Raw genomic sequence first — 18554 nt, forward strand, 5'->3', positions numbered from 1 at the left:
ATCTTTTTTTATGCCCTTAAATACATTTTTCTTAACAAATTAATAAAACACCAATCAACAACCACTAAAAGACACATATTAAATGGTAAAAAAATAACCTCCAAAAAAGATTATTATTTTTTTGATCCTCTTTTCTAAAGAACAAATAAATCAAAAACAATCATTTTTCTTTTAACTTATCTAAAGTTTCTTTAGCTTCTTTTAAAAGATTATAAAAAAAATGCGCTTTTTGATACATTTCTTCAATAAATTTAGGGTCTCTGTGGATTTCCTTAACCTTACTTCTACTCTGAAACGTTTGATACACTAAGAAAAAAGCTTTTTCTGTATCAGAACAAAAGAGTTGAGCTTGCACTTGAGCATAATAATACATAGGTATTTCGTTATTTAACAAAAAATTGCTCCAAGAAGGACTATTATAAGAAATAGGACATTTAATTTCTAAAATGCTGTTAGATTCTTGATGCCAACCATCTAAAGAAGCAGACATAAAATCTTTAATAAACACAGCAGGGACGAATTCCATATTGTTAACTTCGTTAAAAAAATTTCTCGCTTCTGGTTCTAAACGTCTGCCATGACGCATAGCATTATTGTCTTCGATCTTTTCTTTAAAAAGTTTTCTTTTAAAAAGTGCTTGTTTAGTTTCAAACGGATTTAACCCCATAATAGCAGCAACTTCTGAAGCGTTAATATAGTTGCTTCTATGTTTATGCCATGCTTCAGAATTTTGTTCTAAATTAATCATTTGATTTGATTCTGATTTGGTAAATTTCATAACAAACAAACCTTTCTTGCTAACAATTATCAAGTTGTTAAGAGAATGAATTAAAGATGAGGTAAAAACAGTTTTTTAACGTTTTGAGTAGTTTGTTCAGCTACTTCTTCTAAAGTAATGTTTCTTAAACTAGCTATTTTTGCGGCTACTAATTTCACCAAAGCGGGTTCGTTTCTGTGAGATTTTTTCCCCGGAAAAGGAGTTAAAAAAGGCGAATCAGTTTCTAATAAGATTTTGTCTAAAGGGAGTTGTTTCGCTAAAATATGAACTTCCAAAGCTTTTTCATATGTTACAATCCCACCAATGCCTACGTAAAAACCTAAATCGATCGCTCTTTGGGCTGCTTCCAAATCAGTTACTAAAGAATGGAAAACGCCTCTAATTTTGTTTTTATAAGGCAGCAAGATTTCATATATTTCTTCAAAAGAAGAACGAGCGTGTAAAATGATGGGTAAATCATATTTAATCGCTAATTCAACTTGAATTTGTAAAGTTTGTTGTTGTAATGGCAAGGTTTTTTGTTCATGAAATAAATCAATACCAATTTCACCCACAGCCACGACTTGAGGAAGTTTTAAATATTTTTCAATAGTGAAAGGATCTTCATTAGTCACATAAGACGGATGAATCCCCACAGCGACTTTGATTTCAGGGTTTTGAAGGGCTAATTCGATGGCTTTTTCGCTCGTTTTCTGATCTAAACCAGGAACAATAAAATATTGAACATCGTTTTTTACAGCTCTATTTATAACATCTTTTAAATCTTTAGAATAATCATCTAAATTAAGATGAGCGTGAGTATCAATTAACATTTTTTATTTCTCTTTTTAATTATAATATTTGGTTATTCAATAATAAATTTTATCATTAAAATTAGAAAAAAATAACTCATAAAAATGGGTTATTTTTTTCATTAAAAGTATTATTTTTACATATGGATTGGTTTATCAATCGCGCCTAAAAAAGTTTCTAAAGTTAATTCAGATAAAGTGGGATGTGGGTGAATAGCATGAACAACATCATGAGCTGTTCCTTCTAATTCCATAGTTACACCAATTTCAATAATTAATTCAGTAGCATTATAAGAGAAAATATGCATTCCTAAAACTTTAAGATCTTTTTTATCAACGATTAATTTGGCAAAACCATCTGTTTCACCGTCAGCTAAAGCTTTACCGATCACTTTAACAGGAACTTTAGACACTTTATATTCAATGTCTTTAACTTTCACTTGTTCTTCAGTCCAACCAATAGTGGCAATTTCAGGGAAACCGTAAACACAGGAAGGCACGCGATCGTAATTCATTGGTTTTAAATGAGCGTCAGCTTCTAAAGCATGAGTAACAGCGATAATTCCTTCATGGCTCGATACGTGGGCTAACATATATTTACCGTTAACATCGCCAATAGCGTAAACGCCTTCTAAAGAAGTTTTTAAAAAGCCGTCTGTCATAACGCCTGCTCTGTCGGTTTGTAAATTCAGCTTTTCTATCCCTTTTAAATTAGGTTTAGTTCCAGTTGCCATTAAAACAACATCAGCTTCTTCCACGTGTGTTTTGTTTTCATAAATGTAATGCACTTTATTATTATCGATTTCCACTACTGAAGCTTCAGTTAAAATTTTAATTTGGTTGCTTTTTAATTTTTTAGTGTAAGCATCAACAATATCTTTATCCATAACATTTAAGATAGAGTTCGCTCTTTCTAAAATAATTACTTCAGCGCCGAATTTATTAAAAATAGTCGCAAACTCTACACCGATAACTCCGCCACCAATAATAACTAATTTTTTCGGAAATTTTTCCAATTGAACTAATTCTTTACTTGTGTATAAGTATTTATTTTCGTATGCTTCTTTAGCACCTTTAATCGGAGGAATAAACGCGCTCGCTCCCGTAGCAATAATAAGTTTTTTAGTTTCTAAAACTTTATCGCCTACTTGAACTTGATGAGCTGATAACGCATCAGCAAATCCCTCATAAACATCAATTTTATTTTTTTTCATTAAGAAAGAAATGCCGTTAGTTAATTGTTTAACTATTTTGTTTTTACGTTCTAATACAGAAGTCCAATTCACTTCTACGTCTGTATTGGTTTCGATACCGTATTCCTTAGAATGTTTTAAAAGGTCAAAAATTTTAGCGCTTTTTAAAAAAGCTTTAGTCGGTATACAACCGTAATTTAAACAAATTCCGCCTAATTTATGGTCTTCTACTAAAGCAACTTTAGCTCCCATTTGAGATGCTTTAATAGCTGAGATATAACCACCAGGTCCTCCGCCAATAATTAAAATATCATATCTTTCCATCAATTTACTTCTCTTTTTTATAATTCAGTCAAAAAATAATTTCCCTCTTTATAAAGCAGTGAAATCATTTTCTAAAGTTTTAACATCGTTTAATAATTCTTTAATTTTTTTCAATAATCTTCCGCCATCAGCACCATCGATAATACGGTGATCGATCGCTAAAGATAGAGGCAAAATATCAGCTACAACAATTTCACCTTTTTTAACTATTGGTTTTTTAACTATTTTACCAATACCAAGAATAGCTAATTCCGGATGATTAATAATTGGCGTACCGTAAGCAATATCAATGGCCCCAAAATTACTTAAAGTAAAAGTACCTTTTTGCAATTGAGACAATTGTAGTTTTCTTCCTACTGTGTTAACAGATAAAGTGTGGATTTCTTTCGCTAATTCTAAAACACTTAAATTATCAACGTTTTTAATATTAGGAACAATTAATCCATCTTTAGTGTCAATAGCGATTCCTAAGTTAATATAGTTTTTAATTATTAATTCTTCTTTTTCATCATCAAAACTAGCGTTAAAAACAGGATATTCTTTTAAAGCTAAAACAACCGCTTTAGCGATAAAAGCCATATAAGTTAATTTAATGCCTTTTTCTTGAGCTAATGGTTTCATTTGAGTTCTTAAAGCTACTAAATCAGTAATATCCACTTCATCCATTAAAGTTACTTCAGGAATAACTGTTTTGGAAATGCTCATTTTTTTAGCAATTGTTTTTCTTAAACGAGAAATTTTTTGAATTTTTACGTCTTCTGTGTTATTATTAGTATTTGTGTTGTTTGCTACAGCTTCTTTTGTAGGGTTTAAAACATTGTCGTTATTATTTGTCATTTTTAAAACGTCCTTTTTTATTTAAATTATTCTTATTCAATAACAGCTAAAACATCTCCAACGTTAACATTTTCGCCCTCTTGGTAACCTATTTTAGTAATAGTACCAGTTTTAGGAGCAGTTATGTCAGCTTGTAATTTATCAGTTTCAACGATTACTAAAACATCGCCTTCTTTAACATTGTCTCCAACTTTACAGTTCCAAGTTAAAATGGTTCCTTCGTTAATTCCTTCACCTATATCAGCAAATTTTAATTCATACATATTATTACCCTCATTCATTTGTCATTTGTTTAAATTTTTTTTGTTTAAATTATTTTTTAAAACTTTTTTTACGCCATAAATTACTTTATCAACGTTTAAAACTTGATGATATTCTCCTCTGGCTAAAGGCATGATGATATCATGACCTGTTACACGACTAGGAGCAGCTTTTAAATAATCAAAAGCATATTCATTTACTAAAGTAATTAATTCACCAGCTGGTCCATAAGTTTTAGTAGCTTCATGTACTACAACTAATCTACCAGTTTTTTTTACAGAATGAAGCACTGTTTCTCTATCAATCGGATTAATAGTTCTTAAATCCACTAATTCTACAGAAATGTCATCAGCTTCTAGTTTTTCTAAAGCGGATTGAACGATGGAAACAGCCGAACTCCAAGCGATTACAGTTACATCTGTACCTTCTTTAACCACGTTCGCTTTACCAATTTCTGTTTCGTATTCTTCTTCAGGAACTTCTTGTTTTCCTGCACGATATAAATATTTAGGTTCCATGTAAACAACTGGATCTGGGCTATTAATAGCGGCAATTAAAAGACCTTTAGCGTCGTAAGGGTTAGAAGGAACTACCACTTTTAAACCAGGAATAGAACCTAAAATAACTTCTAAACTCTCTGAGTGATGTTCTAATGCTTTAACTCCGCCACCAACAGGAACTTTTAAAACCATAGGACAAGAAAAACTATTACGAGTACGATTTCTCATTCTCGCAGCATGAGCGATTAAATCTTCTAATCCTACATAAAGGAAACCATCAAATTGAATTTCAGCTACAGGAATTAAACCGTTCATAGACATTCCGATCGCACTACCAACGATAGCAGATTCAGCTATAGGAGTATCGAAAACACGAGATTCTCCGTATTTTTTTTGCAATCCTGCAGTAACACGGAAAACTCCTCCTAATTTACCAATATCTTGACCAAAAACAACTACTTTAGGGTTTTTAGCTAATTGGAGATCTAAGGTATGATTAACCGCTTGTAATAAATTCATTAAAGCCATTTTTATTTACCTTCTTCTTTTGATTTTAAAAATTGTTCGTATTCTGCGTGTTGTTCTTTTAATTGAGGTGTCATTTCATAGTAAAGATGTTCAAAAATTTCAATCGGTTCTACATTAGCACCGTAAGAAGTAATTTTTTCATGTACTTCGGAAACGTATTTTTCTGCTTCTTGATTGATTTGTTCTACCATTTCTTCAGTTAAAACGTTTTTTTTCAATAAATATTTTTTAAAACGTTCGATAGGATCTTTTTTATTCCATTCTTCCTCTTCTTCTTTAGAACGGTATAAGTTAGGGTTATCATTAGTCGTATGAGCTCCCATACGGTAAGTAAAGATTTCAATTAAACTAGCTCCTTCGCCGTTACGCGCTGCTTCGGTAAATTCTTTAACAGCTGCATAAACAGCTAAAACGTCATTACCATCTACTTGAATGCCAGGAATACCGAAAGCATAGGATTTTTGTGCTAAAGTTTCAGAATTAGAAGCTACTTTTCTTGGAGTAGAAATAGCGTATTGATTATTTTGAATCAATACCACTAAAGGAGCTTTATAAACAGATGCGTAATTCAAACCAGCATAAAATTCTTCATGAGCTGTTCCGCCATCACCAATAGTAGCTATTGTAACTTCTTTTTTGTTTTGCAACTTACTTGCTAAAGCCAAACCAGCACCAATATTAATTCCTGAACCAATAATAATATTAACTGGTAAAATACGTTTAGAAGGATCCATTTTAGAACCTTTTTCGTTACCATACCAATAAAGGTATATGTTTTCTAAAGGAATACCACGGTATAAATAAATCCCAATATCACGGAAATAAGGTGAAACCCAGTCTTGATCTTCTAAAGCTGCTGCTGAACCAACTTGACCACCTTCATGTCCTCTGTTAATAACGTAAGACAACATTCTGCCTTGACGTTGGTATTGAACCGCTTTAATGTCAGAAACTCTTGCTAAAACCATAGTTTTATACATTTTTAACAGTTTTTCTTCAGGTATTTTTGGTTCTAATTGTGGATTAACTACATTTCCTTCTGAATCCAAAATTTGTAATCTTTGTTTTTTCAAAGGATCATAAGATTTACTTAATGTCATTTAGAAAATTAACTCCTTTTATTTTTTTAAATAATTTTTGTAAAGATGAATTTAGCCACACAAATAAAATGTTGTTTAAAAAATTAAATGTCTTGTTTTTTTTTTTTTTTAAGCAAAAGCTTTCTTCAAGAACAATTGTTAAAATAATTTTTTTGGTTTAAATACAAAGGCAAACATTAGTGAAGAAAATCTTAATAATGATGTATTTAAACGAAAAAAATATAAATTTATTAAGAAATTTAAGACCAACTTTAATTTTAACTTATTTTTTAATTTTTGTCAAATATTGCTGATAATTTTATTGTTTCTTCACAAATAGGACTCTTTTTATCCCTTGTTTTGTTTAGTTCCAAGAAGTTATTATTTTAGTTAAAAACCCTTTTTAAGGGTTTTTAAGGATAAATTATTTAATTTCTATTTTTCCTTCAGTAACTACTATGATTTCTCTGCCTTCATCCTCAGTTAAAGCATCTAGTTTACGGTCTAATTCCACTTGGTTTAAAACCGGAGTGATGCCATAACTTAAAGCTAATAAATTAGCTTCTTTTTCGTCTTGAACTCTTGCTAAAACAGGAACAGAAGGATGGAATTTGGAAATGCTTTCAGCATCTTCCCAATTGTTAACAAGAATCGCTTTAATAGGATAACGAACTGATAATTCCGCTGCACTTAATAAAAGATATTCTTGTAAACTTTCTGGTTCGTAAAGAGGAGCAAAAAATTCATCTTCACGCGCCTTTTCGGCTTGTTTGTTGATTTTATGCATAAATTGCACTGCTTCTACTGGATATTCTCCTGAAGCAGATTCTCCGGATAACATAGTGGCAGTACTACCTTCTTTAACAGCGTTATAAACATCTGAAATTTCGGCTTTAGTTGGACGAGGGTTTTTTTGCATAGATTCTAACATTTGCGTAGCTACCACAACAGTTTTACCTTCTTCTAAACATTTTTCAATGATAGTTGTTTGGTATAAAGGAACCATTTCGCCTGGAACTTCGATGCCTAAATCTCCTCTAGCCACCATAATACCATCAGATACTTCAATAATTTCGTCTAAATTGTCAACCCCTTCTTGGTTTTCAATTTTAGAGATAATACGAATATGGTCGTTGTTTTGTTCTTTTAAAATTTTTCTCAATTCTAACACGTCTTCTGCGTTTCTAACGAAAGAAGCAGCGATATAATCGTAATTTTGTTCTGAAGCGAAAAGAACGTCTTGACGGTCTTTTTTTGAAACAAAAGGAATGTTTAAACTAACATTAGGAACGTTAACCCCACGACGTGATTTCACAACATGAGTGTTTTTCGCTTTCGTTACTAATTCTTTTTTCTGAGCGTCTTTATCAACGATTTCTAAAGATAAATAACCATCATCAACGTTAACCACATCGCCTACATTTAATTCATCATAAAAACCAGGATAAGTAACAGAAAATAAAGAGGCGTTGCCTAGCACTTCTTCAGTAGTTATTCTTACTAAAGAATCTTTAGTAATAGTTACTTCTCCGTCAAATTCATGGGTTCTTACTTCTGGCCCTTTGGTGTCTAATAAAGTAGCCACATGAGTATTTAATTCTTGATTTAAATCACGAATAGTTTTCAGTAATTTTTTACTGTTATCATATTGAGCGTGAGAAAAATTAAATCTCGCTACATTCATACCAGAAAGCATCAATTGTTTTAAAACGTTAACATCATAAGATGCAGGTCCTAAAGTACAAATAATTTTGGTTTTATTCTCTTGCATTATTTTACCTTTTCTTAAATATAATTTATTGTTCGATTAACATATTTTTTAACCATTAAAAGGTTAATTTATTTTATTAAAGATTTTCCCGTCATTTCTTGGGGCTGAGGTATTTTCAATAATTCTAATAAAGTCGGAGCTACGTCGCATAAAGCACCTTTATTCACAAAAACATTTTCATCCGTAACAATAACAGGTACTAAATTAGTAGTATGAGCGGTATGAGGACGACCTTTTTCATCTGCCATTTGTTCGGCGTTTCCGTGGTCCGCCACCACAACAGCTTTTCCACCTATAGATAAAATAGCTTCTACTACAGTTTTTAAAGCTTTATCGGTTGCTTCGACAGCTGCGATAGTCGCTTCTAAAGAACCTGTATGGCCGACCATATCCGGATTAGCAAAATTTAACACCATCGTTTGATATTGCTTAGATAAAATAGCTTCTTTCGCTTTGGCGGCGATTTCTAAAGCGCTCATTTCTGGCTTTAAATCATAAGTCGGAACCGCAGGAGAAGGAATCAAAATTTCCTCACAACCTTTTAATTTAACATGCTGAGAACCGTTAAAAAAGAAAGTCACGTGAGGATATTTTTCTGTTTCCGCTATCCTTAATTGTTCTAAATTATGGTTAGCTACCACTTCGCCAAAAGTATTAGTTAAATTTTCTTTTTGAAAAGCTACCATACCTTTCACGCTTTCGGCATAAGGAGACATAGTTGCGCATAAAACATTATTTAATTTTTTTTCGCCTTGACAAGAAGTTTTGCCAGGAGTGATAAAAAAATAAGTTTTAGCAGGATTGGACAAAGCGGTCGCTAAACGGACGATACGATCAGGTCTAAAATTAAAAAAGATCACACCATCGTTATCTTCGATTAAACCATTAACATCCGTAATAGCCGGTTTGATAAATTCATCAGTAATATTGTCGCGATAAGATTGTTCCATATAATCTATTACTGACTCTATTATCGGCGCTTTTTGAGAAACTAACATATTATAAACCACATTAATACGTTCCCAGTTATTATCACGATCCATAGCGTAATAACGACCCGCTACAGAAGCAATTTTAACTTTTTGCTCTAAAAGGGGTCTAAGATGGTTTAAACCCGATTTAGGTGATGTGTCGCGTCCATCGGTAAAAGCATGTAAATAAGTTTTTTTGATTAAATTATTTTGTTCAGCCATTTCTAATAAAGCTTTAGCATGGTTGATATGGGAGTGAATACCGCCATCAGAAATCATGCCCACAAGATGCAGTTTACTATTATGTTTTTTAACATGTTTTATGACTTGTAAAAAACTTTCGTTTTGAAAAAAAGTTTTTTCTTTAATAGCTTTGTTAATTTTGGTTAAAGATTGGTAAACTATTCTGCCAGCGCCTAAATTTAAATGACCCACTTCGCTGTTACCCATTTGTCCTTCAGGCAAACCAACAGCTTCCCCTGACGCCACCAAGGCGTTGTGGGGGTAACTTTTAAAAAGAGAATCCAAATAAGGCGTCTTAGCTAACAAAACAGCGTTATTTTTTTTTTGGCGAGAGATTCCTAACCCATCTAAAATAATAAGACCAACAAAAGATTCCAAAATAAATTTCCTCATTTTTCTTTCCTACCCAATAATTTGACTAAAAAAGAGCCATTAATGCGTAAAAATGATTATTTTTTTAAATTATAAAAAGCTTTTAACCCTAAATAAGAAGCATTTTGTAAATTGTCTTCAATTCTTAATAATTGATTATATTTAGCGATACGGTCAGTTCTAGAACAGGAACCAGTTTTGATTTGACCTGCGTTAGTTGCCACAACTAAATCAGCGATAGTAGTATCTTCCGTCTCTCCACTACGATGAGAAATAACAGCTGTAAAAGAAGCTTTTTTAGCCATTTCAATAGCTTCTAACGTTTCTGTTAAAGTGCCGATTTGGTTTAATTTAATCAAAATAGAATTAGCCGTTTTTTCTTCAATTCCTTGTGATAATCTTTCTACGTTAGTCACGAATAAATCATCACCCACTATTTGAACTTTGTGTCCTAATTTGCTAGTTAATAACTTCCATCCTTCCCAATCGTTTTGATCTAAACCATCTTCAATTGATAAAATAGGGTATTTATTAACTAATTCTTCATAAAAAGCGATTAATTCAGCACTTGTGAAAGATTTGTTATTTTCAGAAGCTAAAATATATTTTTTCTGTTCTGCGTTATAAAATTCTGAAGCAGCAACGTCCATACCTAAATAAATGTCTTCTCCTGGTTTATAACCAGCGTTATTAATAGCTTGCAAAATAATTTGTAAAACTTCTTCGTTAGAAGATAAATCAGGAGCATATCCCCCTTCATCTCCTACTGTTGTAGGATAACCTTTTTGTTTTAATAGTTTGCCTAAATGATGAAAAATTTCAGTACCATATCTTAAAGCTTCTTTAAAAGTAGGAGCTCCCACGGGTAAAATCATAAATTCTTGAAAATCAACACTATTGGAAGCATGAGCTCCGCCGTTTATAATATTAATCATTGGTACTGGCAATTGTTTTGGTTGAACTCCACCTAAATATTCATAAAGTTCCAAATTTAAATATGAAGCAGCTGCTTTAGCCACGGCCAATGAAACGCCTAAAATAGCGTTAGCCCCTAATTTAGATTTATTTGGCGTACCATCAAGTTCAATCATCGCTTGGTCGATAGCTTTTTGTTCTAATACGGATACATCCATTAAAACAGGTTTAATCACTTTTACTACGTTTTCTACCGCTTGTAAAACGCCTTTACCTAAATATCTTTTTTCATCTTTGTCTCTTAATTCAACAGCTTCGTATAATCCAGTTGAAGCGCCAGAAGGAACAATAGCTCTCCCTATAACTTCAGATGTTTTAACTTCAACTTCTACAGTAGGATTTCCTCTAGAATCTAAAACTTCGCGAGCTAAAATATCAGTAATATATGGCATTATTTATTTCTCCTTTTATTATAAATCTTTTCAAATGATAAAATTCATATAATAAAATGAATTCTTTAAAAATTTTTTATACAACAATACATTAAAATTGTATCAAAAAAAAACCATAAATATTACAACTATATTTCTTTTTCTTCATTTTTTTATTTTTGGCCTAAAATAAGACTTATTTATCAGGTTGAAGACATATAAAGAAAAAACCAATACAAGAAGTGGTCTCACTAAGACATATTTATTAGGAAGAGATTTTATTTAACCCAATTACTCACTAAAGTGGTCAAACTGATAGCGATAGCAAAAGTAATAATAGAAAAAACGTATTTAATAACAATATTCTTTTTAACATCTATTTGTCTAAAATAATCGATAATGAAAGAAGCGACCAAAATAGAACCGTCTATAATTAATAAAATCATAGGAAATTCAATGGTAATATGTTCTTCTATAAAATTGTGTAAAACTTTGAAAACGAAATCAGTTCCACCCGTAGAAGAATTGTTTCCGATCACTAAACCAGCTCCTATACCGATAAAAACACCAATAATAACGGAAGATAAAGATAAGCGATAAATAATGTTATTTTTAACCTTATCTGGGAATTTATTTAATAAAAATACTCTATCTATTTGCCAATATTCTAATATTTTAAACAAAATAGAAAATAGGGAAGCCACAAAAAGTGTTAATAAAAAAACCATGTCTTATGGGAAATAGCGCCAAATGAAATAATAAAAATACGGAAAAACAAAATACCGTTGTTACTACTAAACCAATGGTTTTGTTTTTTCTCCTTTATTTTGTAAAAAAACACTTTATCTAAAAATAAGCAAAGCGCTTCTAGACCTCCTATAATTAATTCTTGCGGTAAAATGAAAAAATAAATAGCAAAAACCATTAATAAGGAACCTAAAGTTAATTGACAAAAGCGCGTGGTTTCAAAATGATGCATGTCTGATAGTTTTAACTTATCTAAAAACATACATTTGATGAAAGTGACTATTTTAACAAATGTAATAAATATTAATGATTGAAAAGACGATGTTTTTAATTTTTGTTTCATTTTGGGATTTTTCTTTGCTAATTAATTTATTTTCTTTAAAAAAATTTTTTAAGCTAATTTAGTAAAACTTTCTACCATAACATGATTATTATCTTTGACGATAATTAAATTAGTGGTTACATAAGGAGAAATATCAGCAATCCTTTGAGGCGGAATAGCGATTAAAAATTGAATGTTTAATTGGTTAAAAAAATACATCATGGATTCAATTCTATTTTCATCCATATTATTAAAAGCTTCATCAAATAAAACTAAACAACCTTTATGAACAGTGTTTGCGCTTAATAATTGTTCAAAACAAATGCCAATAATAATGTAAAAAGGTACTTGAGTTTCTCCACCAGATTTTTCACGAAAAATTTTAGAAAATAAAGATACATTTCCGTAAATATCGTTAATTTGAATATCATAAGTTAAATAATTACGATAATCTAAAAATTCATAAGCTATAGCTTCATATCCTTCTTCAAAATAAATTATTTTTTGAAATAATTCGTCTAATAAAATATCTTTATAAGAAGAAGCGTTCTCAGAAAATAAATTAATCTCTTGGGTTAGGTTATCTTCTACAATCATGGAATAATATTTTTTATATTCAGGATCGTCAGAGGCTTTGGTAATAATTTGATAGCTATCATCGCCAAAAGGTCTATTTTTTAAAAGTTCGTTTAATTTTTTAATTTGTTGTTTAGCGTTTTCAATACTTTCTTTGAGTTTATTAACGAATTCTTCTTTAAAAATAATTTCGGTTTTGGAACTTAACTCTTTTGCTTCTTGTTCGTAAGTAATCAAATTTTTGGAGCTAATTAAATTATATTCTTGTACGAAATAATCAAAATATTCTAATTTTGCCTCAATAGCGCTTAGATGATAAGTCCCAATGTATAAGTTCATATACTTCGTCAAATCAAAGTGTTGAGCGTTTTTTTGCTTCTCAATAGTTTTAACGTTATCTTGTATATAGTGTAAAATATATTCATAATTGTTTTGGTAAGTAGTTAAATAATTTTGCAATTGAACGGAAGCTTTTTCTAAATTAACTACTTCTTTTTGTTCTATAGCGTATAAATCTTTTTGCAATTCCACTAATCCTTTTTGAAGAAAATTTATTTTCTCTTCATACATATTATACTTGTTTTTGCTTTCCACAATTTTTAATAAAACAAGATCTAATGATTCGTTAAGAATTTGTTTATCTTTTTTAATCTTTTTTAAATTATCTTCTATTTGTTCCACATTTTGTTGACTACGGAATTGTTCTATTTTATATTTAATAACAACTATTTCTTGCTCATTATCAGATATTTTTTTATAGATGGTAAACTGATCATTATTAACCAAAGAAAAGACTTTACTTTTTCTCATTAATTCAATAATACTTTTATTTTTCATAAAAATATTTTGTTTTTGGTTTAAATATTCTTTTAAAGCATTAATTTCTGATAAAAGTATTTTTTTACGTATTTCTTTAGATTCGTTACCGATATAAGGAATTTGGTAACTTTTCGGATTTAATTGTTTCGCGGTATAACTACTATAAATCATTCCTTGAGGAGTAATCGCGGTTTTATAGTTTTTTAATTGGGTTACATCAGTTTCGCAGATGATATGTGATAACAATAATTTAGCGTATTTTAAAGCATCTTTATGGTTGCTAGTTATTTTATCCGCTAAACTATGAGGATTATCATCTACATCCGGTATTTTATCTACATTCACCAAACCAACGTCATAAATCTTTTCAATAGTTTGAAATTTTTCATATATTTTTAAAGCCTGATCAAAATAGCCCGTTTCCACGATTAAATTAAATTTCCGACTACCTAAAAAACCTTCAATAGAATTACGCCATAATTCATCATTAATATCAATCAATTCGCAAAAAGGATGGATATGGATCTCTTTTTTATAAAAAAGACTTAATTTTTCGTTTAATAAAGTCACTAGTTTTTTAACGTTAGGATTATATATTTTAGCGATATTATTCATGGCTTGAAAAGTGGAGTTTTTTTCAGTAATTTGCTGTTGCAACAACTTGATCTCTTTTTGAACGTCATTTTGTGCGATATTAAAATTCAGAATTTCTTGGGATAAATAATCAGTCATCTCCAACATGGTTTTTTTCAATTCCGAATAAATATCAAATGGTTTTGGGGCAGTTAAAAAACGTGCTATTTCTTCGGCTGTTTGATGAATAATATCATCCGGTTGCAAACAATACAATTCTTTTAAGATTTTTTGTTCAGCTTGCAATCTCTCTTGAAAAAAATCTATTTGACTTTGCAAATCTTGGCAAAAAGTTTGTTTTTGGGATAATTCTTTTTGTAAAGAATAAAATAATTGACTTAAATCGCCTTGAGAATGGTTGTTTTGCAATTCTAACAAATGATTGTTTAAATTTTCAATAGAGGCGTTGATATTATGTTTTTCTTCTAACAAATGGTTAATCTTCAGAGCCTCTTGTTCTTTTTTAACCAACATGTTTTCTAAATTGTTGTGATATTTCGCTATTAAAACTTTTTTCTCTACTAAAGAGTTAATTTTAATTTGTTCGTCTAAGAATTTAAATTTTTTTTCTGCATCAATAATAACAATTAATTGCTGTAATTTGTTTTTGTCTAATTCTATTTGAGACTCTATTTTTTTCAATTGGCGAACACTATTTTTTAAACTCGAAATATTAATCGGGTTTTCTTCTAATAAAAAATCAAAAACAAAATTTTGCAAATTAAGCGGTTTAAACGCTAACGCTTTGGGTAAAATTTCTAAATATTTAGCGACATTAATATTTAAATATTTACCGACAGCTTGTTTATATTGTATTTTAGTGTCAAAAAAACTAAAATCTTTTTTATGCGCTCGTAAATATTCCGCTAATTGTTTATGGTTTTTCGGTTTATTATTAGAAATAAAAAGGTCACTTTTTAAGCCTATATTTTCATAAAGATAAAACTTTTCTTTTAAAACTCCTCTTTGAGGCAATTCCAAAACACAACCTAAAATAGTGTGTTCTTGAGTTTCCTCATCCACAAATTCTAACGCAATATGGGTAATAACATCCCCATTCCTTAAAAACTCCTTATTTTCGGCACCTATCTTGCCTCTCATATAACTTTCTAAAGAACGTTTAGCGTTCACGTTAGCCGCTAAATTGAATTTAACATTTTTTCTCTCACCAATTAAAACATATTGTAAAGCGTCTAATAAAGTTGATTTACCCGCTCCATTTTCACCAGAAATTAAAGCATTTCCGGTTATTTCAATCGTTTGAGAAGAGAATAAATGCCAGTTTACCAATTGTATCTTAGTTAATTTTTTCATCTGGGTTTTCACTTTGTTTCAAAAGAAAGAGTTCTTGATAATGTTTAATCATCTCTATATCAATTAAATAAAGAATAGAAGGATAAATGGTAATGGTTAAATCATCAGACAAGTGATTGTTATGATCCGCATAATCAATAATATTATATTGACGCAACATCGTTAAAGTTTTTTTAACTGTTTCTTTGTTGAATTTTTGCACTTCAGAATAACCAATATGTTTTAATTCTTTAAAAATATCCTGCAAAAACACTTCTATTTTAGTGTTAGAAGGTTTTATTTCTTTTTTTTGTTGAAACAAGATACGAAAAATAAATAAAATCAAACTTTCTTCTTTTTTTAATTTTAATTTATTAAAATGATGTAAATTATGAATAAAAATAACTTCATCATGTTTTTTAATTTCTAACTCAAAATCTGCTAATTGAAAAAAAGAATAAAAAAGTTCTCGGTGTAATAAAATAAAACGATAATCATTAGCATCTGCCATTTTTTGCAACGTTAAATAATTCACTTGAAATAATTTATTAACGATACGCGAAAAAAGATCTTTTTCTTTCTCTTTTAATTGTTCAAATTTGGGGGAAAAAATATGTAATTCTTGTGTTTTTTTATCCATTAAAACCCTTTTTTAATTTAAAAAATTTGTTATTAATAAAAAAACAATAAATAAACATTTTTTCAAGCTTTATTGGGTTGTGCTTTAATCCCTTTTTTGGATCAAAAAGAGCAGGAAACACTTTGCATAAAGTTAAAAGATGTTTAAAATTGTTTTTTTCTAAAAAATAATGATATCTTATAAAATATGTTCTTCGTAAAAATCATACATTTTATCATCATCTATATGAGGAGAAACAATATTAGCTGCTACTTTTACTTTAGGATATAAACTATTTCCCATCGCAATACCGATATCAGCCGCTTTTAACATTTCAATATCGTTAGAACCGTCTCCCATACAAATTAATTGATGATCAGGATATTTGTCTTTAATTTTTTTAATTCCGTAGTACTTATTAACGCCTTTAACAGTTAAATCGATATGATTTTTCCATACACAAATATTGAAATAGTCTAGATCTTTCAATAAAGGGGCTAATTTGTCTTTATCTGCTCCTGCCACGATTAAAAGATAAATTCTTTCTTTTAAGTAAAATTGATTATCAATTTCAAAATCTAAATTTTTCTTATATTCTTGGACTAGGTTCATATCACCTTTTTTTTTGTCAAAATATAAACCAGCTTTATTAATTCCTATACTAGTAGCCATCATTTGATAGTTTTGAATTCTTTTATGAACTTCTTCAATATGTTCTGTAGAAATGGGAGATTCGTCTATAATTTTGCCATCAGAAATAGTTAAAGAACCGTTCATCAGAACAAAATATTTAAATAACGGTAATAATTCTTCAATAGCGTTTAAATTACGGTAATTTCTACCTGTTGCTATTCCTAAAATAGTATTAGGCATTTGAGATAATTTTAAAATTAATTTTTTGGTTTGTGGTAAAATGGCTTTTTTCTTATTACTATATAAAGTTTCATCGATATCAAAAAAAAATAATCTCTTTTTAATAGCTAACACCTCTTTTTCTTATCTTAAATAAATATACCAATTACTTATTATTATATCAAAAAAAAGATCATTTGGCAAAAGAAAGAAGGGATTAGAAAATATAAAAAGCAAAGAAAAGACCTTATTCTTGTGAAATTATGTTTAGTAAAAAGGTGCTTAATTTGGAAAAAAGATATGATTGAATGAGCCTTGTGTTTAGGTTATTAGCAATCAATCCTTATTTATCGGATAAGTTGAATAATAGTTATATATGTGTTGATTATCGATAGGTTTGTTATGTAAGTAATCCAGATCGTTAAAGGGATATAACCAAGGATCTTTTCATTATGGGTTTGTTTAATTAAATCAAAAGCAGTTCTATTGCCGTATAAATTAATCACTAAATCGATCGTTTGTTTATGTTTAATTTATCTGTTTTTATTCATTTTATAATTAATTACTTTTTATTATTTTGTTAATTTTCAAAGATAAAAACTATTTTCTTTTAGTGAGTCCTAACCATTTTAAAATTCTTAAAATAATATTAACAAAAGCAAAAAAAATTGCAATTGCATTCATAAACATAAGATTAATAATAATATATTCATATTTTTTAGGAAATTTTTCTTGAACCAAAGTATCTAGACTTTCTAAACAAATAACCCACATAAAACTGCCTACAACTATTTGAAAACAAAAGAAAAATAACTGTATTATCAGTATTAAGGTACTTGTTAAATTTATATTATTATCATTAAAAATTTTAAACGAAGTAATAAAAATAGCAATTATATAAGAAATTATAAAAATAATTTGAGTAATATAAAGGAATTTGGGAGAAATTTTCAATTTAGCAACATAATATAAATAAGATATAAAAATAATTATTAAAAAAGAAGCAAAAAATGGTATTAAAAATAAAAACAAAAATGAATTATTCAAAATAACATTATTTTTTGGAAAGGTAAAATATAAAAAATACAACAAACCTGCTTCAAGCAAACCACACAAAATAGCCAATAAAAAAGTTGTATACTTAAGTAAGGGAATGAAAAAATAAAAACTTATTAACCATAATATACTTGAAACCCCCGTAGATATGTATAAAGTCCAAAACATTTTTTCTAGTGTTTTTTTGAACTTGTTTCTTTTTAGCTCTAAATTGTCATATTTTAAGTTTAATTGTTTTAACTCTTCATAAATTGCTGTTCTTCGAGATTGATTTTGTTTGTTTCTTAGTTCTTCATATTTCAAGTTTCGATTATCAATTAATATTTTTCTCTCTTCAATTTCATCTTTATTTAAAGCAACTTTCTTTGTCGCATTAGAGAAATAATGAAAAAACACAAAACCACTCAATAAACTAATAATTATTAAAAAAAATATTTTCAAAAAAACACTTGAATGAGTAACATATTTATTAGTATTGGTAATTTTTTGAGATTTTAATTTTGCTATTTTTTTATTTATGATTTCGATATCTTCATTATTATTTTTTAATAATTTTCTAATTCTTTTAGAAGGATTTAATAAATATTCAAAAAACTTCAACAAAACACACCACCTTATTCTTATTATTTTTTTATATTTTAAA

Annotated in this window: 16 protein-coding genes; all 16 read right to left on the minus strand. The window is 29.1% G+C overall.

Going from position 1 to position 18554, the window contains the following annotated elements; all coding sequences use genetic code 11:
• Nucleotides 1-160 precede the first annotated feature (160 nt).
• A complete protein-coding gene (locus tag ON17_RS00350; RefSeq protein ID WP_017191484.1) occupies nucleotides 161-778 on the minus strand; it encodes a lambda-exonuclease family protein in 618 nt (205 codons plus the stop codon).
• Between the two features lie 50 nt (nucleotides 779-828).
• Entirely contained in the window at nucleotides 829-1590 is a 762-nt protein-coding gene (locus ON17_RS00355) for a TatD family hydrolase (RefSeq protein WP_017191485.1), read from the minus strand.
• Nucleotides 1591-1706: 116 nt separating this feature from the next.
• On the minus strand, nucleotides 1707-3086 hold the full coding sequence (gene lpdA, locus ON17_RS00360; protein ID WP_017191486.1) for a dihydrolipoyl dehydrogenase: 1380 nt from the start codon (nucleotides 3084-3086) through the stop codon (nucleotides 1707-1709).
• Nucleotides 3087-3134: 48 nt separating this feature from the next.
• Nucleotides 3135-3923, minus strand: a complete 789-nt coding sequence (locus tag ON17_RS00365; protein ID WP_026071975.1) for a dihydrolipoamide acetyltransferase family protein — start codon at nucleotides 3921-3923, stop codon at nucleotides 3135-3137.
• Nucleotides 3924-3955: 32 nt separating this feature from the next.
• Nucleotides 3956-4186 carry a biotin/lipoyl-containing protein gene (locus ON17_RS00370; RefSeq protein WP_026071976.1) on the minus strand — a complete coding sequence of 77 codons (231 nt, stop codon included), beginning with the start codon at nucleotides 4184-4186 and terminating at the stop codon, nucleotides 3956-3958.
• 21 nt (nucleotides 4187-4207) lie between these two features.
• On the minus strand, nucleotides 4208-5212 hold the full coding sequence (locus ON17_RS00375) for an alpha-ketoacid dehydrogenase subunit beta (protein WP_017191487.1): 1005 nt from the start codon (nucleotides 5210-5212) through the stop codon (nucleotides 4208-4210).
• Nucleotides 5213-5214: 2 nt separating this feature from the next.
• Complete coding sequence (gene pdhA / locus ON17_RS00380; protein ID WP_017191488.1) at nucleotides 5215-6312, minus strand: pyruvate dehydrogenase (acetyl-transferring) E1 component subunit alpha; 1098 nt, start codon at nucleotides 6310-6312, stop codon at nucleotides 5215-5217.
• A gap of 403 nt (nucleotides 6313-6715) precedes the next feature.
• Nucleotides 6716-8062 (minus strand): pyruvate kinase, encoded by a 1347-nt coding sequence (gene pyk / locus ON17_RS00385; protein ID WP_017191491.1) that lies wholly within the window; start codon nucleotides 8060-8062, stop codon nucleotides 6716-6718.
• Nucleotides 8063-8130: 68 nt separating this feature from the next.
• Entirely contained in the window at nucleotides 8131-9657 is a 1527-nt protein-coding gene (gene gpmI, locus ON17_RS00390) for a 2,3-bisphosphoglycerate-independent phosphoglycerate mutase (protein ID WP_026071977.1), read from the minus strand.
• 68 nt (nucleotides 9658-9725) lie between these two features.
• On the minus strand, nucleotides 9726-11015 hold the full coding sequence (gene eno, locus ON17_RS00395) for a phosphopyruvate hydratase (protein WP_017191493.1): 1290 nt from the start codon (nucleotides 11013-11015) through the stop codon (nucleotides 9726-9728).
• A gap of 257 nt (nucleotides 11016-11272) precedes the next feature.
• A complete protein-coding gene (locus ON17_RS03785; protein WP_261974241.1) occupies nucleotides 11273-11677 on the minus strand; it encodes a YitT family protein in 405 nt (134 codons plus the stop codon).
• A 29-nt stretch (nucleotides 11678-11706) separates the two neighbouring features.
• The gene (locus tag ON17_RS03790) at nucleotides 11707-12084 is read right to left on the minus strand and encodes a YitT family protein (RefSeq protein WP_017191495.1); all 378 of its coding nucleotides are present in this window, start codon (nucleotides 12082-12084) and stop codon (nucleotides 11707-11709) included.
• A 48-nt stretch (nucleotides 12085-12132) separates the two neighbouring features.
• A complete protein-coding gene (locus ON17_RS00405) occupies nucleotides 12133-15405 on the minus strand; it encodes an ATP-binding protein (protein WP_017191496.1) in 3273 nt (1090 codons plus the stop codon).
• The gene (locus ON17_RS00410) at nucleotides 15389-16024 is read right to left on the minus strand and encodes a DUF4194 domain-containing protein (RefSeq protein ID WP_017191497.1); all 636 of its coding nucleotides are present in this window, start codon (nucleotides 16022-16024) and stop codon (nucleotides 15389-15391) included. The genes ON17_RS00405 and ON17_RS00410 overlap by 17 nt, the downstream gene beginning before the upstream one ends.
• Before the next feature lie 177 nt (nucleotides 16025-16201).
• Nucleotides 16202-16990 (minus strand): HAD family hydrolase, encoded by a 789-nt coding sequence (locus ON17_RS00415; RefSeq protein ID WP_017191498.1) that lies wholly within the window; start codon nucleotides 16988-16990, stop codon nucleotides 16202-16204.
• Nucleotides 16991-17455: 465 nt separating this feature from the next.
• On the minus strand, nucleotides 17456-18554 hold a 1099-nt coding region (locus ON17_RS00420), incomplete at its 5' end, for a hypothetical protein (RefSeq protein WP_222812336.1).

It is taken from the genome of Poinsettia branch-inducing phytoplasma str. JR1 (assembly GCF_000309465.1).
Lineage (GTDB): Bacteria > Bacillota_I > Bacilli_A > Acholeplasmatales > Acholeplasmataceae > Phytoplasma > Phytoplasma pruni.

What these genes read in the sequence shown, in the direction of transcription:
- ON17_RS00350 (WP_017191484.1), bottom strand. Translation starts at nt 778, where the DNA reads ATGAAATTTACCAAATCAGAATCAAATCAAATGATTAATTTAGAACAA.
- ON17_RS00355 (WP_017191485.1), bottom strand. Translation starts at nt 1,590, where the DNA reads ATGTTAATTGATACTCACGCTCATCTTAATTTAGATGATTATTCTAAA.
- lpdA (WP_017191486.1), bottom strand. Translation starts at nt 3,086, where the DNA reads ATGGAAAGATATGATATTTTAATTATTGGCGGAGGACCTGGTGGTTAT.
- ON17_RS00365 (WP_026071975.1), bottom strand. Translation starts at nt 3,923, where the DNA reads ATGACAAATAATAACGACAATGTTTTAAACCCTACAAAAGAAGCTGTA.
- ON17_RS00370 (WP_026071976.1), bottom strand. Translation starts at nt 4,186, where the DNA reads ATGTATGAATTAAAATTTGCTGATATAGGTGAAGGAATTAACGAAGGA.
- ON17_RS00375 (WP_017191487.1), bottom strand. Translation starts at nt 5,212, where the DNA reads ATGGCTTTAATGAATTTATTACAAGCGGTTAATCATACCTTAGATCTC.
- pdhA (WP_017191488.1), bottom strand. Translation starts at nt 6,312, where the DNA reads ATGACATTAAGTAAATCTTATGATCCTTTGAAAAAACAAAGATTACAA.
- pyk (WP_017191491.1), bottom strand. Translation starts at nt 8,062, where the DNA reads ATGCAAGAGAATAAAACCAAAATTATTTGTACTTTAGGACCTGCATCT.
- eno (WP_017191493.1), bottom strand. Translation starts at nt 11,015, where the DNA reads ATGCCATATATTACTGATATTTTAGCTCGCGAAGTTTTAGATTCTAGA.
- ON17_RS03790 (WP_017191495.1), bottom strand. Translation starts at nt 12,084, where the DNA reads ATGAAACAAAAATTAAAAACATCGTCTTTTCAATCATTAATATTTATT.
- ON17_RS00405 (WP_017191496.1), bottom strand. Translation starts at nt 15,405, where the DNA reads ATGAAAAAATTAACTAAGATACAATTGGTAAACTGGCATTTATTCTCT.
- ON17_RS00410 (WP_017191497.1), bottom strand. Translation starts at nt 16,024, where the DNA reads ATGGATAAAAAAACACAAGAATTACATATTTTTTCCCCCAAATTTGAA.